Origin of the sequence: Alkalimonas delamerensis, from assembly GCF_030717955.1 — a bacterium.
GTDB classification, from domain to species: Bacteria; Pseudomonadota; Gammaproteobacteria; order Enterobacterales; family Alteromonadaceae; genus Alkalimonas; species Alkalimonas delamerensis.
In genome coordinates this window covers 263,246-276,823 of record NZ_JAUZVY010000005.1, presented here as the reverse complement: position 1 = coordinate 276,823, position 13,578 = coordinate 263,246, and the positions used below count along the sequence as shown (strand labels likewise).

Sequence of the window (13,578 nt, the reverse complement as noted above, 5' to 3'; positions counted from 1 at the left end):
TTCCTCTTCGTTAGGGGCGGCTAAAACCAGTTTGATACAGCCAGTCGGGCACGGCGGTACCTCGCAACTGCAAGGAGCTGCACTCGCGCCGGGCCGGGTAATGCTTTCTGAGCCAGTCAAACCCTTGCTTTTGAATGTGATGACGAAACAAAGCGTCATCGCGTCGCACATCATATACCAATCTGAACAGGTTTTGGACATCTGGAAGCCCAAAATTTTCGGTTATTTGCAACGATTGAATGGCTGGTTGCGGGCAAAAGTCGCTTAACTGGTACACCGCTGGTCGTTGCAGCTGCTGACAAAGCTGCTGATACAGCATTTCGGTGCCCCTGGCCTTGCCTTCGATGCTATGGCCAGCAATGTGAGCCGTAGCGATATCCAGGTAGGGCAACAGCGGCAATAAAATGGTCGGTTCCTGCTCCCAGACATCCAGCACCAGCGGGCGGCGGTGCCCAGCCTCCGCCTCGGCCAATAAAGCCTGGTTGTCAAACACCGCACCGCGGCAGGCATTGATTAACGCGCAGTCCGGCTTGATTTGTTGCAATCGTTCGGCATTGACTAAGTGCCGGGTGGCATTATCACCGCTTTGGCAAAGGGGCACATGGAAACTAAGTACATCGGCTTGCTGCAACAAGACCTCCAGTGGCTGATGGGCAAAATCCGGCTCCTGCCTGGCACGCAGCGGATCGCACAACAACACCTGACAACCCATCAGCTGCAACAGCTCGGCCAATGGCTGGCCAATATTGCCCACCCCAACGATACCAATCGTTTTGTCCTGAAGCTGCCACTGATAACGCTCTGTCAAATGAAACAAACTGCTCAGCACATACTCCACCACAGCCCTGGCATTGCATCCGGGCGCATTGTGGAAGGCGATACCAGCCCGCTGCACATAGTCCTTATCGACATGATCGGTGCCAATGGTGGCTGTCCCTATGAAGCGCAGTGATCTGGCCTTTGCCAGTAACGCTGGATCCACCCGGGTGATAGATCGAACCAGCAGGACATCGGCATCGGCAAGCTGCTCAGGCTGCAGTTTACGGCCAGAAAACAGCCGAACCTCCCCAAAGTCGGCAAAGAATTGCCGGGCATAGGGCATGTAGTCGTCGGCATAAATGATCACGGAAAGGCGCTCCTGACACAATGAAACAATAGACAAAATGAAACAATGAAAAACAAAAAACCACCGACTAGCGGTGGTTTTATACCCATATAGGGTCACCGACGGTTATTCTAACCCTGGTAGCGTTTCATCACCAGAGTAGCATTGGTGCCACCAAAGCCGAAGCTGTTCGACATTACGGTGTTCAGCTCCCGCTCTGTCGTTTCAGTGATGATATTCAGGCCCGCGGCCGCTTCATCCAGTTGCTCGATATTGATGGACGGTGCCACAAACTGATGCTTTAACATCAGCAGGGAGTAAATCGCTTCATGCACGCCAGCGGCGCCCAGCGCATGGCCGGTCATGGCCTTGGTGGCACTGATGGCCGGAGACTGGCCGGCGAACACTTCCTGAATCGCCGCCAACTCTTTGACATCGCCTACCGGCGTGCTGGTACCATGGGTATTGAGGTAGTCGACCGGACCATCCAGCTGCTGCATCGCCATTTGCATGCAGCGCACTGCGCCCTCTCCGCTTGGGGCTACCATATCAAAGCCATCCGAGGTGGCGCCGTAACCGACGACTTCGGCAATGATGTTAGCACCACGGGCCAGCGCGTGCTCCAGCTCTTCCACCACCACCATACCACCACCACCGCTGATGACAAAACCATCGCGATTGGCATCGTAGGTACGGGATGCTTTGTCCGGGGTTTCATTGTACTTGGTCGACAGAGCGCCCATGGCATCAAACTCCATCGCTAGGGTCCAGTGCAGCTCTTCACCGCCACCGGCAAAGACCACATCCTGTTTGCCCAACTGGATCAATTCGACCGCATGGCCGATGCAATGCGCACTGGTAGCACAGGCCGAGCTGATGGAATAATTCACCCCTTTAATTTTAAAAGGCGTCGCCAAACAGGCCGAACAAGTACTGGCCATGGTTTTCGGCACCGCATAAGGCCCTACCCGCTTGACGCCTTTTTCCCGCAGGATATCCGCCGCTTCCACCTGGGTTTTCGAGGAAGCGCCACCGGAGCCTGCCACCAGCCCAATACGCGGATCGGAAATTTGCTCAGCAGTGAAACCAGCATCGGCCATGGCTTCTTGCATCGCAAGATAAGCATAGGCGGACGCATCGGCCATAAAACGCATGGCTTTGCGATCAATCAAACTGGCAGGATCAATTTTCAGGTTGCCCCAGACCTGAGAACGTAATCCCAGGTCGGCAAACTCTTGCGAGAAGGTAATGCCTGAACGACCAGCTTTAAGCGATGCCAATACTTCCTGCTGATTGTTGCCAATGCTGGACACAATGCCCATGCCGGTGATAACGGCTCTTTTCATGGTTTACTCCTGTTTCGGTACTCGCAGTACCGACCCTGATTGCACTATAATTGCTGGCTATTCTACGAATTTTTGCCGGTCAAGTGGTCCGCTTTCAGCGAACACCTGTACACTGACCGCTATTTTGTCGCCTTGCCAGCAAAACTACAAGCCCATTTTGCTTGAGATACGCAGTCAGAGGTAGGCTATCAGAGGTAAAATGAAGGCTGTACAACACGCTAGAGTTCATTTTAATGAGCAAGGCACACCGGTTGCCGAGCAATTCGATGACGTTTATTTTTCCAACGACGGCGGTTTGGCAGAAACCGACTACGTGTTTTTACAGCACAACGGCCTACCGGATCGCTGGCAGCAGCACCCAGCCGCATTTTTTCACATTGCCGAAACCGGTTTTGGTACCGGCAGCAACTTCCTGCTGACCTGGCTGCGCTTTCGCCAATTCCGCCAGCAGACACCGAAGGCTTCCTGCCAGCGGCTGTACTTCACCAGTTTTGAAAAATTCCCGCTAAACTTGGCAGATTTAAGCCATGCCCTTGCGGCATTGCCTGAATTGACCGTTCTGGCGCAGGCACTGCTTGCACAGTACCCGGCACCAACACCTGGTTGTCATCGGCTGGTGTTTGATGAAGGGACTGTGGTGCTGGATCTCTGGCTGGGCGATGTGCTCGAAAACCTGCCGCAGCGCGACGCCCGAGTTGCCGTCGATGCCTGGTTTCTGGACGGCTTTGCTCCCAGCAAAAACCCGGATATGTGGCAAGAAGCCTTGTTCGTCGAATTAACGCGCCACAGCACCACAGGCACCACGGTGGCCACCTTCACCGCAGCCGGCATCGTCAAACGGGGTTTGCTTGCCGCGGGCTTTGAGGTGCAAAAAGTGAAAGGATTTGGTCGCAAGCGTGACATGTTGACCGCCCGCTTTGCTGGTCAAGCTTCAGAGACTCAAGCACAACCGACCCAAGCTAAAGATACGGCCGCTGCCGCTGAATTCAGCATTGTCGGTGGTGGCATCGCCGCCATTTGTTTAACTCTGGCTTTGCTACAAAAAGGAGCCCGGGTGCAGCTCTTTTGTGCCGATGCGCAATTGGGATTAGGGGCGTCCAAAAATCGCCAGGGCGCCCTTTATCCAAATCTGCATGCAGAAATGACGCTGCCCAGCCTGATTCAGGCCAGCTGTTTTGGCTTCTCACGCGCCTTTTTTACCCGCTGGCAGTCTTGCTTGGACTTTCCGTTGGATTGGTGTGGCGTGCTGCACCAGGCCTGCACTTCGCAGCTGCAAAACCGGCTGCAGAAATTGGCGCAGCACTGGCCTGCGGCCTTGGTGCAACCGCTTGATGCCGACAGCGCCAGTCGCTGTGCCGGGCTATCGCTGCCGTTTGATGCTATTTGGTACCCCAATGCTGGCTGGCTTAGCCCACAGCAGTTTTGCCAGACGGCAGCAGCCTGGTTGACGGAGCAACCAGGCTGTCGTATTCATTACCACTGGCCGGTCGAGCGGCTGGAAAAAAACGCAACTGGTTGGCTACTGCACAGCAGCAAGCATCCGACACAGCAGGTCGACCAACTGATTATCGCTGCAGGCGCGCAAAGCAATGCCTTGCTGCCGGAGGCGCCCTTACCACTGCGGGGGATCCGCGGCCAGGTCAGTTATGTTGAGTCTGCATCACTGAGTGCTCTTAAAACCGTGCTGTGTCATAAAGGCTACATCACACCAGCCTGGCAAGGGTTGCAGGCCCTTGGGGCGACGTTTGACCGAAGCCGCAGCACCGATGAATGGCTAGCGGCTGATGATGCCGCCAATCTGGAGCTGGCCCAGCAGAGTCTAGAGCAACCTGGTTGGCTCCAAGGGCTATCGGTAGTGGAGTCCAGAGCTGGCGTCCGGGCCACAGTACCAGACCATTTCCCACTGTCAGGCCAATGGCACAAGGCCGACCAAAAGCTGCAGGTACTCACTGGGCTTGGCGCGCGAGGACTGCTGTTTGCACCACTGTTGGCCGAGGCCATGGCCGCAGATTTGCTGAAAGAGCCCAGCCCTTTGCCCAAAAACTGGCAGCAGGCCTTGCATGCCAGCCGTTATCAGAGCTAAGGTAATACAACAGCTGCACTTTTTTAACTGCAGCATCGCTCAGGAGAATTGCCAATGACGAATACTGTGCGCCTGATCCTGGCCGAGGATGACGTTTTTTTATGCCAGCTGCTGCAGCTGCAATGTGAGTCGCTCGGCGCTGAGGTGGTTGCCGTCGCCAATGGCGAGGACGCGGTTCGCCTGGCACTAAGCTATGACTACGATGTGCTGCTGATGGACATTCAAATGCCAGTCTGCGATGGCATTCAGGCCATGACGATGCTGCGTCAGCTCGGTTACGAGCGCCCCATCTACGCCATGTCTGCCGACAAGGTAGACACCACAGGCTTTACTGCTGTGCTGACAAAACCGCTGCAAGAGACAGATTTACGAGCTTTGTTGCAACAACATCAACCCAAAGCACCAACCGAGCTGGTGGTTGCGCCGGAGCTGCGGCAGCAGTTTATAAACAGTCTGACCGACCTGCATCAGCAGATGCAGGCCAGCTTTGAGCAGCAAAACTGGCAGGAGCTGCAACGACTCAGTCATAAGTTAAAAGGCTCAGCCGGCAGTTTTGGCTACCCTGCCATCAGCGAGCAGGCCGATCAACTGCAAGCAGAACTCCAGCATCGTGCCTCCGCCACAGCGATAGAAGCACTTCTCAGACAACTCTTTGCCTTGTTGTCGGAGGTAAACGATGGCTGAGCGCAAAATTCTACTGGTGGATGATGTCGACTATACCCGGCAGCTGCTACGCAATAACATCATGGCGATATGCCAAAGCGGTAAGGTGAAATACAAAAGCTTTACCTTTTTCAACGCCAGCAAGGCCTCGGCAGCCATGGACTTATTCAGCCTGCAATTGCCTGGCATCGTTTTTTTGGATATAGAGCTGCCAGATGCTTCCGGCCTGGAGTTGCTAAAGAAGTTTAAGGCCCTGAAGCCGGATTGCTTTGTGGTGATGGTCAGTGGCGTCAGCACCCTGGATAACGTCAAGCAGAGCATCGCCGATGGTGCCGCCAGCTTTATCGTCAAACCTTTTACCGGCGACAAGATTTTAGCCGCTTTGCGGTTGTACGAACGATACAAGGAAAGCTGATGCAGAAGAAACTGGCAGCTAATCAAGACTGGTGATAAGCTTAAAATGATTTGCCCGACTAGTGGCCACTGTACCCGCTTGATAAACATAGGAAAAATGCATGCGCACTTTCAAGTTACTGCTTAGCCTGAGTCTGCTGATTTTACCGGCATCCATCGCTTTTGCTGCGGTCGATTTCAACCAGTGGCCAAAGCCAGCCGATGCCAGAGAGTTCGCTCGTTTGGATGACAAACTGCCGGCCGTGCTCAGTTACTTTAGTCGTGAAAGCCAACAGCAAATAAAGCAACTCTATCTGGAACAGTTGGGACAACCGCTGACCGAACGTAACCGCTATGGTCAACTTGAACTGCATTACCACAGCAGCGGCCAACACGGCGAACAAGTGCTTCGGATTATTATCTCAGAACAGAGTGACTGGCGTCAGGTCGACTTAATGGTGCAAGCACGCCACGACTAAGGCCGATTCATCTGCACCACCACCCGACGGTTGGTTGCTCTGTCCTGCACCCGTTGGTTCGGCGCCACATTTCGGCGCTGGCCAAAGCCTTCAACTTCAATGCGCTCTTCCGGCAAACCTGCCTGTACAAAAAAGCGTTTTACTTTCTCAGCACGTCGCACCGAAAGCTCTTCATTCATCCAACGCCCGCCCCAGGTGTCGGTATGCCCCTGGATCTGCACCACTTCGATGGCATCGTCGTGCTTCAGGTATTCGGCGATGGCCGCTAAGCGCCGTCTGGATTCCCGGGTTAACTGATCGCCGCCCACTTCATAGCTCAGCACCGTAAAAGCAATGTCATCAAACTGATACGGCAGTAAATTGGCGATGCACTGATTAAACGCCTGATATACAGGTGGAAACTGCACCGGATTCAAACTGGCCACCACCTTGTTATCGGGCCGGTACCAGTCCGAAAAATAAAAAGTCGGCTGATAGCCCCGCTCCAGCTCATGCAACATGGCCCAAGCCGACTCTTTGGGCAAGTCGCCATCAAACTGTTTCAACAGGCGCATATTGGTAATAGCCCGCGGCTGCTCGCCCGGACGCCAGCGCGGTGGTAACGACAGCACTTCGGCCAAATCGTAAGCATCCGGCTGTTGCAGCATTTTTAACTCAAACCACAAATCGCTGGCCTTGCCTGCTTCACTTAAGAATACCGCTTCACCAAAGCCTGGGATAGGATGGCTGATTTCACAGCGCAGAGGGTTGTTGTGCTTTAAATGCCACTCCGACTGCTCCAGAGCGGCAGAATATTGCCGGATATAACTTTGCCCGGCAGACAACAGTGAGCTGCACAGCAGTAAAAACAGCATGAAGGGCCAAGACCGCATAAGGCAAAACCTCTGGAAACCAATCTGACTAAATTGCTAGCAAACACCATGCCGGGACGAGATCTGCCCGTCGTTTTTTGGCATACTAGGTCTTTCATCATAGCAGGCAACTTCATGACACAACCAACTTCTTTGCTGGCACAACGCTTTCGGGGTTACTACCCGGTGGTCATTGATATTGAAACAGCCGGTTTTAATGCCAGCACCGATGCCCTGCTGGAGATTGCCGCCACCTTGGTCACCATGGATGAGCAAGGACAGCTAAAGCCCCTTCAAACCTTGCATTTTCATGTCGATCCTTTTGTGGGTGCCAACATCGAAGCCAGTGCCCTGGCCTTTAATGGCATTGATCCATATCAGCCATTGCGCGGCGCCGTGCCGGAACGTGAAGCCATCACCGAGATTTGCAAAGCCGTGCGCAAAGCACAAAAAGCAGCCGGCTGCCAACGCTCGGTTATCGTGGCGCACAACGCCGCTTTTGATCAAGGCTTCTTCAATGCAGCTTGCCAACGGATCAACTTAAAACGCAATCCCTTCCATCCGTTTGTTTCTTTTGATACCACCAGCCTCTCTGCCCTGGCGCTGGGGCAAACGGTGTTATCCAAAGCCTGCAAAGCAGCGGGCATTGAGTTCAACGACAAAGAAGCACACAGCGCCCTGTACGATACCGAGCGCACTGCCGAGCTTTTTTGCTACATCGTCAATCGCTGGCAGCAATTAGGAGGCTGGCCCCTGACTGCTCCGATCACTGAAAACGAAACAACTTCAGCCTGAGCAAAGCGAAACAGCGGTTTCGTCCAGATTTTTTTTGTGTATGATAAAGCAGTTTTGTCCGACTAAGGTGGAACAGACTGCTCTGAACACACCTTGCAGGGGAACACGGCGCACGCTTACCCCATAAAAATTATAAGGAAACACTATGTCCACACCACAAGCCGCTCCTGCTGAAAAGCAGAGCTTGCTCAATCGCGCGCTCAATGCGATTGAAGTCGTTGGGAACAAACTGCCCGATCCGGCCATTTTATTTGCCCTGTTAATGGTCTTTGTCTGGGTAGCCTCCTGGTTGCTGTCCGGTGTTAGCTTCAACGAAGTCGATCCCAGAACCGGTGAGTCCATTCAAATCGCCAACTTGCTGGCAGGCAGCTCCTTAACCGAGTTTACCTCACGCATGGTCAATACCTTTGTGACCTTTGCCCCCCTGGGCATTGTGCTGGTGGCCATGCTGGGTTTAGGAGTCTCGGAGCACACCGGTTTTATCAACGCTGGTTTGCGCTCCATTTTGAGTGTCACCCCCAAAATGTTGCTGACACCGGTGTTAATTGCCGTTGGTGTCCTAAGCCATGTAGCAGTGGATGCCGGTTATGTGCTGGTTATTCCGTTGGGTGCGGTCATTTTTTACGCCGCGGGTCGCCACCCTCTGGCGGGTATTGCCGCCGCTTTTGCCGGGGTGTCCGGTGGCTTTTCAGCAACCTTCTTTATTCCATCCAGCCTCGACCCAATGCTGGCCGCATTTACCCAGGAGGCCGTCAATTTATCGGCTCATCCAGCCGCTGCCGATCTGGTCATTAATCCACTGAATAATTATTACTTTACCACCGCCTCAACATTCCTTGTGGTGCTTGTCGGCTGGTACCTGACCGATAAAGTAATTGAACCGCGTTTGAAAAACACCGAAGTGGATGCCGATGCCGCCGACTTGCCGGTGATGGATGAATTAACCAAGCGCGAGAAAAAAGGCTTGGCCTGGGCTGCCTTTTCGATGGTAGCGGCTTTCGTCCTGCTGGTTGTCTCTACCCTGCCCGAAGGATCCGCCTGGCGCGCCAGCTCAGGCGAGCTGGCGGTCGCTGCCGCACCGCTCATGCAATCCATTGTGTCGCTGATTTTTATCTTTTTCCTGATACCGGGCGTGGTCTATGGCTATGTCGCCGGGACTGTGCGCAGCCACCGTGATATCGTCGAGGGCATGAGCAAGGCCATGAGCGGCATGGGCTACTACATTGTAATGGCATTCTTCTGTGCTCAATTCATTTATGCCTTTGGCCAGTCCAACCTGGGCGCCTTAATGGCGATTAAAGGAGCCAACTGGTTAAAAGAAATGGCATTCCCAATGGGCTTTACCCTGATTGGCATTGTGTTGCTGACCGGTTTTGTCAACCTGATGGTCGGCTCAGCCTCTGCCAAGTGGGCTTTGATTGGTGCCATTATGGTGCCGATGCTGATGGAACTGGGAGTGTCACCGGATTTAACCCAGGCGGCCTACCGGGTAGGTGATTCCAGCACCAACATCATTACGCCATTGCTGCCTTACTTTCCACTGATCGTGGTATTCTGCCAGAAGTATGTGAAGTCCAGTGGTATTGGCACTCTGATCTCCCTGATGCTGCCCTTTACCGTCGCCTTCCTGATCTGCTGGACAGCCTTCCTGCTGATGTTCTGGGGGCTGAATATCCCACTGGGTATTGGCGCCAGCCATAGCTTTCCAGCCAATTAAGCCCACCTTGCACCACAAAGCCCCATCATTTTTTGATGGGGCTTTTTTTAACCTCATTCCGTGTAAAACAGCATGCAGTGCTATTGCCTAAAAAACGAACTGATATCCTTTAAGAAACCCCGAACGAACAACAATTAACCATTTAGCGCCCACAAATTAAACAACCAATGATTTATGTGTCATATTTTTTAACACGCGAGAAAAGGGAAACCTCTTATCAAAACCTAACTAATTGATTTAAAATGGAAAAATAAATAATTGTTCGCGGCATGATTTTTGCTAATGGTGATAGCTGTTTGTCTGAGATTACCGCACGCTCGTTGTAACTGCCTTACAGCTTCACGGGCTAAGGTTAGAACAACTCTATCAGGCAAACCCTGGACTTGCTGACCCATGGCAAGTGATTTTGTAATTTGATATGGACGTATAATTTATGAAGAAGTTACAAGCTGCATTGTTGGCAGCAGGTCTTATCGCGGCTGGCTCAGCTCAGGCATCCATCATTTCTCACGAGGCCTGGAATGATCACGAAACTACAGACATTGAGCAATCCCTTTCTTTCGCTCAGTTTGATGCATCACTGGGTAGCTTAACTTCTGTTACTCTGAATCTGCTGGGTGAGTCCATCAGCTCTACCATTCTTGAAAACCGTGCAGCCAACGGGCAGACGTTCCGTTACACATCCGAGCTAGAGTTCACCTTCAACCTGGCAGGCCTGGATAACGTCATAGATCTACCGGATCCAGCTTTTACCACCACCTTGGCAACCACCAATGGCTCTACCAGCCTGGGCCATGGCGAATCTCTGGATCTTGGTACCACTGTAGACAATGGCGTTTTTAGCCTGATTCTAACGTCAGCTGCTGATCTGGCTCTTTTTACTGGCGGTGATCACTTTAGCGTGAATTGCAGCACCCTTTCTATTTCAAGCTTCGCTGGCGGTGGCGGCAACATCGACACCAACCAGACAACTACCGGGGCTTGTGGTGCCGAAATCGTATATACGTACTCCACACCCACAGCAGAAGTCTCAGAGCCTTGGAGCCTGTGGTTGTTCGGTGCCGGTCTGTTTAGCTTTGCAGCCATGCGCCGCTTCAGCTAACAGCTGACACCCCACGGCTTAAACCCGCTTCGGCGGGTTTTTCTATACCCTAGTGCTCTTTCCAGTTAATTCCGATGGAATCCGTCATAATTAACTGGAAAGAGCACTGGTTCAACTCTGCATTGCCGAGAATACACTCCATCAGCCGTCTGCTTTTTTTACAACTTCGCCTAACCCCGCCCAAAAAAAATAGATAAGCACTTAATAAACTTAGTATTAATTTAGCGGCATCTTAATTGCATTGATTAATGCAACTTTAGCCCCACAGTTTGATTTGAGGTGTAACATGCGTATCAAAGGATTTGTACGTGCCGCAGCATTGAGCTTATTGCTCACCCCCTGGCTTGCATTAAGCTCAACCATCCAATGTTTTGATGCTGGAGACAGCAGTTTTGCAGGCAATACCAGCAACGCCTGGGTCACCAGCAGCAAACAGTATGGTGCCAACGAAAATGAGTTCGTCAACGAAAACAACACCATCCGGTATGCTGCAGGTTGTTTAGGTGCCTACAGTGGCAACACCAACCCAACCCCGTCGCTGAACCTTGGCTATGCTGGCGATGGCTTATTCAATGGCGCCCTACAAACCGGTGGCCAAGCCGATGAAACCTTAACCAGCGGGTTAAATGAGTGGTGGAAAGATGGTGCATTCAAACCAGAGCTGCAAGGCTTGCAAGATCCCAACAACCCCGTTGATCCGGGCTGGATTTACCTTGGCAAGCAGGAAATGAATGAGTGCTACGACCTAGAGGGTAACAAATCAACCTGTGCTGGAGCCACTGAATACGCCATGATTGGTGGAGAAAACGGCATCAATGCTGGTTTACTGGTGGATTTTGGTATGACTTGTGGAGCGACCGGTTGCAGCTACGGTTCATGGTTTTTAAATCCATTCTTTGATGTCCCGGAAGCGATAGCGCCCATTATTGGCACCAACTACTTTACCCAGTTTGCTTTGGTCTTCAAAAGCGGTACCGACCTAATCACGTACAACTTTACCCTTGATAGCCTGGAGATAGATCCATCCACGGTCGGTTTTGGCCTGCGTCCATATACTTTTACCGGCGGCTTCGACACCAGCTCGGTATTTATGAACTCACAAGGTGTAGGACAAGATATTTCCCACTTTCAAATTTATGCCTTGGATCCAACAGGACCGAACGAGGTGCCTGCTCCTGCTACCTTGGCTATTTTAGCTGTAGGCTTACTGGCACTGCGTTTATACCGTCGCTAAAGTCGGATTTTTTTACAGCCCCATCAAAACCCGCTTCGGCGGGTTTTTCTTTGGGATTGAGCTGCAAATTGATACCATAGCTTCAGGTTTTTTTAGCGATGGCAGGCAATGCGAATTCCACGGATTTTTGTTGATCAACCCTTAAACCTGACAGAGCTCGAGCTGCCCGATGAGGCTGCCGCGCATGTCGGTCGCGTTTTGCGGATGCAAGCAGGTGACGTCCTGCAACTCTTTAATGGCGATGGCCACAACTACCAAGCCAACATTCTTGCCAGCAGCAAAAAATCGGTTCGGGTTGAGATCACTTCGCAGCAGCCTAACCCAACCGAATCCGGGCTTTGGTTGCATCTGGGACAAGTGATTTCGCGGGGCGATCGGATGGACTTTGCCATTCAAAAAGCCGTGGAATTGGGCGTCAGTGCCATCACGCCACTGTTTTCAGAACGCTGCGGTGTTAAGCTGGACGGCGAACGGCTGGAAAAAAAACAGCTGCAATGGCAAAAAATCGTGTACTCTGCCTGTGAGCAATCCGGTCGAAGCATGGTGCCTCAGGTGCTGCCGGCTCAAACATTGCCCTCCTGGCTGGCAGAGCCGACAAAAGATCTCAAGCTCACCTTGCATCCCTGGGCAAAAGACACCATTAAGACATTGGCCCCCTGCAACAAAATCCGGCTGATGATAGGCCCGGAAGGTGGCTTTAGCGACCCGGAAATGACTGCGGCCACTGCTGCTGGCTACCAGGGAATTCAACTTGGTCCCCGGGTCCTTCGTACCGAAACCGCAGCACTCACGGCCATCAGCGCCTTGCAGCTGCAATTTGGCGATCTCGCCTGAGGAAGCTATGACTGCACCCATACTAGGCATCGTGATGGATCCCATTGCGGACATCACCATCAAAAAAGACACCAGCTTTGCCATGCTGCTGGAGGCCCAGCGCCGTGGCTACACCATTCATTACATGGAGATGGCGGACTTGTACCTGCTGGAAGGGCAGGCCCGCGCCAGAAGCCGATTGCTCATGGTCGAAGAGGATCCAACCAACTGGTACCAGTTTGGTCAAGAGCAGGATATTGCGCTGGCTGAGCTGGATGTCGTGCTGATGCGTAAAGATCCCCCCTTTGATACCGAGTACATTTATGCCACCTACATGCTGGAGTTGGCAGAGCAACAAGGCACCCTGATCGTCAACAAGCCGCAGAGCCTGCGCGATGCCAATGAAAAGCTCTATACCAGCTGGTTCAGTGAACTCACCCCCACCACCCTGGTCAGCCGTAACAGCGCACGCCTAAAAGCATTCTGGCAGCAGCATCAGGATGTGATCATTAAACCGCTCGATGGCATGGGTGGCGCTTCGATATTTCGCTTAAAAGCCGATGATCCCAATGTCGGTGTGGTGCTGGAAACACTGACCGCCCACAACAGCCGTTACGCCATGGCACAGACCTTTATTCCCGCCATCAAAGATGGGGATAAACGCATTTTGATGATCAATGGCGAGCCGGTGCCTTATGTGCTGGCCCGGATCCCGGCGCAAGGGGAAACCCGTGGTAACCTGGCGGCCGGTGGTCGGGGCGAAGTCCGACCGCTGAGCGACAGTGACAGAGTCATCGCTGAAGCGGTTGGACCGACCTTGAAAGCCAAAGGCCTGATTTTTGTCGGCCTGGATGTCATTGGTGATAAACTGACTGAAATCAATGTCACCAGCCCAACCTGTGTGCGGGAAATTGAAGCCGAAGCACCGGTGCAAATTACCAGCTTGCTGTTTGACGCCATTGAGCAACAGATTGACAGTCGCAAGCCAGCTTAAGGA

The 13,578-nt window shown here is 52.7% G+C and carries 13 protein-coding genes; 10 read left to right on the top strand and 3 right to left on the bottom strand.

What is annotated here, in order from left to right; genetic code table 11:
* Positions 1 to 10: 10 nt before the first annotated feature.
* The gene (locus Q3O59_RS12995) at positions 11 to 1,126 is read right to left on the bottom strand and encodes a 4-phosphoerythronate dehydrogenase (protein ID WP_305945982.1); all 1,116 of its coding nucleotides are present in this window, start codon (positions 1,124 to 1,126) and stop codon (positions 11 to 13) included.
* A gap of 110 nt (positions 1,127 to 1,236) precedes the next feature.
* A complete protein-coding gene (fabB, locus tag Q3O59_RS12990) occupies positions 1,237 to 2,451 on the bottom strand; it encodes a beta-ketoacyl-ACP synthase I (RefSeq protein ID WP_228589688.1) in 1,215 nt (404 codons plus the stop codon).
* A 199-nt stretch (positions 2,452 to 2,650) separates the two neighbouring features.
* On the opposite strand from fabB, the gene mnmC reads away from it, so the two are divergent.
* The 4 genes from mnmC to Q3O59_RS12970 all read left to right on the top strand — a co-directional run bounded on the left by mnmC (position 2,651) and on the right by Q3O59_RS12970 (position 6,069).
* Positions 2,651 to 4,534 carry a bifunctional tRNA (5-methylaminomethyl-2-thiouridine)(34)-methyltransferase MnmC2/FAD-dependent 5-carboxymethylaminomethyl-2-thiouridine(34) oxidoreductase MnmC1 gene (gene mnmC, locus Q3O59_RS12985; RefSeq protein WP_305945981.1) on the top strand — a complete coding sequence of 628 codons (1,884 nt, stop codon included), beginning with the start codon at positions 2,651 to 2,653 and terminating at the stop codon, positions 4,532 to 4,534.
* A gap of 54 nt (positions 4,535 to 4,588) precedes the next feature.
* Positions 4,589 to 5,218, top strand: a complete 630-nt coding sequence (locus Q3O59_RS12980) for a response regulator (protein WP_305945980.1) — start codon at positions 4,589 to 4,591, stop codon at positions 5,216 to 5,218.
* Entirely contained in the window at positions 5,211 to 5,612 is a 402-nt protein-coding gene (locus Q3O59_RS12975; protein WP_305945979.1) for a response regulator, read from the top strand. The genes Q3O59_RS12980 and Q3O59_RS12975 overlap by 8 nt, the downstream gene beginning before the upstream one ends.
* A 100-nt stretch (positions 5,613 to 5,712) precedes the next feature.
* Positions 5,713 to 6,069 (top strand): hypothetical protein, encoded by a 357-nt coding sequence (locus tag Q3O59_RS12970; protein WP_305945978.1) that lies wholly within the window; start codon positions 5,713 to 5,715, stop codon positions 6,067 to 6,069.
* Here the strand turns inward: Q3O59_RS12970 and Q3O59_RS12965 are convergent.
* The gene (locus tag Q3O59_RS12965; RefSeq protein WP_305945977.1) at positions 6,066 to 6,941 is read right to left on the bottom strand and encodes a flagellar protein MotY; all 876 of its coding nucleotides are present in this window, start codon (positions 6,939 to 6,941) and stop codon (positions 6,066 to 6,068) included. The genes Q3O59_RS12970 and Q3O59_RS12965 overlap by 4 nt on opposite strands.
* Before the next feature lie 114 nt (positions 6,942 to 7,055).
* Between Q3O59_RS12965 and rnt the strand changes: the two genes are divergently transcribed.
* From rnt to gshB, 6 genes are all read left to right on the top strand, one after another.
* Positions 7,056 to 7,715: a ribonuclease T gene (gene rnt / locus Q3O59_RS12960; protein ID WP_305945976.1), complete on the top strand. Its 660-nt coding sequence runs from the start codon at positions 7,056 to 7,058 to the stop codon at positions 7,713 to 7,715.
* Positions 7,716 to 7,860: 145 nt separating this feature from the next.
* On the top strand, positions 7,861 to 9,432 hold the full coding sequence (locus Q3O59_RS12955; protein ID WP_305945975.1) for an AbgT family transporter: 1,572 nt from the start codon (positions 7,861 to 7,863) through the stop codon (positions 9,430 to 9,432).
* Positions 9,433 to 9,865: 433 nt separating this feature from the next.
* Positions 9,866 to 10,534: a choice-of-anchor E domain-containing protein gene (locus Q3O59_RS12950; RefSeq protein WP_305945974.1), complete on the top strand. Its 669-nt coding sequence runs from the start codon at positions 9,866 to 9,868 to the stop codon at positions 10,532 to 10,534.
* A 241-nt stretch (positions 10,535 to 10,775) separates the two neighbouring features.
* The gene (locus Q3O59_RS12945) at positions 10,776 to 11,768 is read left to right on the top strand and encodes a PEP-CTERM sorting domain-containing protein (protein WP_305945973.1); all 993 of its coding nucleotides are present in this window, start codon (positions 10,776 to 10,778) and stop codon (positions 11,766 to 11,768) included.
* 108 nt (positions 11,769 to 11,876) lie between these two features.
* The gene (rsmE, locus tag Q3O59_RS12940) at positions 11,877 to 12,602 is read left to right on the top strand and encodes a 16S rRNA (uracil(1498)-N(3))-methyltransferase (RefSeq protein WP_305945972.1); all 726 of its coding nucleotides are present in this window, start codon (positions 11,877 to 11,879) and stop codon (positions 12,600 to 12,602) included.
* Between the two features lie 7 nt (positions 12,603 to 12,609).
* The gene (gshB, locus tag Q3O59_RS12935) at positions 12,610 to 13,575 is read left to right on the top strand and encodes a glutathione synthase (RefSeq protein ID WP_305945971.1); all 966 of its coding nucleotides are present in this window, start codon (positions 12,610 to 12,612) and stop codon (positions 13,573 to 13,575) included.
* Positions 13,576 to 13,578: the final 3 nt, after the last annotated feature.

What these genes read in the sequence shown, in the direction of transcription:
- fabB (WP_228589688.1), bottom strand. Translation starts at nt 2,451, where the DNA reads ATGAAAAGAGCCGTTATCACCGGCATGGGCATTGTGTCCAGCATTGGC.
- mnmC (WP_305945981.1), top strand. Translation starts at nt 2,651, where the DNA reads ATGAAGGCTGTACAACACGCTAGAGTTCATTTTAATGAGCAAGGCACA.
- Q3O59_RS12980 (WP_305945980.1), top strand. Translation starts at nt 4,589, where the DNA reads ATGACGAATACTGTGCGCCTGATCCTGGCCGAGGATGACGTTTTTTTA.
- Q3O59_RS12975 (WP_305945979.1), top strand. Translation starts at nt 5,211, where the DNA reads ATGGCTGAGCGCAAAATTCTACTGGTGGATGATGTCGACTATACCCGG.
- Q3O59_RS12970 (WP_305945978.1), top strand. Translation starts at nt 5,713, where the DNA reads ATGCGCACTTTCAAGTTACTGCTTAGCCTGAGTCTGCTGATTTTACCG.
- Q3O59_RS12965 (WP_305945977.1), bottom strand. Translation starts at nt 6,941, where the DNA reads ATGCGGTCTTGGCCCTTCATGCTGTTTTTACTGCTGTGCAGCTCACTG.
- rnt (WP_305945976.1), top strand. Translation starts at nt 7,056, where the DNA reads ATGACACAACCAACTTCTTTGCTGGCACAACGCTTTCGGGGTTACTAC.
- Q3O59_RS12955 (WP_305945975.1), top strand. Translation starts at nt 7,861, where the DNA reads ATGTCCACACCACAAGCCGCTCCTGCTGAAAAGCAGAGCTTGCTCAAT.
- Q3O59_RS12950 (WP_305945974.1), top strand. Translation starts at nt 9,866, where the DNA reads ATGAAGAAGTTACAAGCTGCATTGTTGGCAGCAGGTCTTATCGCGGCT.
- rsmE (WP_305945972.1), top strand. Translation starts at nt 11,877, where the DNA reads ATGCGAATTCCACGGATTTTTGTTGATCAACCCTTAAACCTGACAGAG.
- gshB (WP_305945971.1), top strand. Translation starts at nt 12,610, where the DNA reads ATGACTGCACCCATACTAGGCATCGTGATGGATCCCATTGCGGACATC.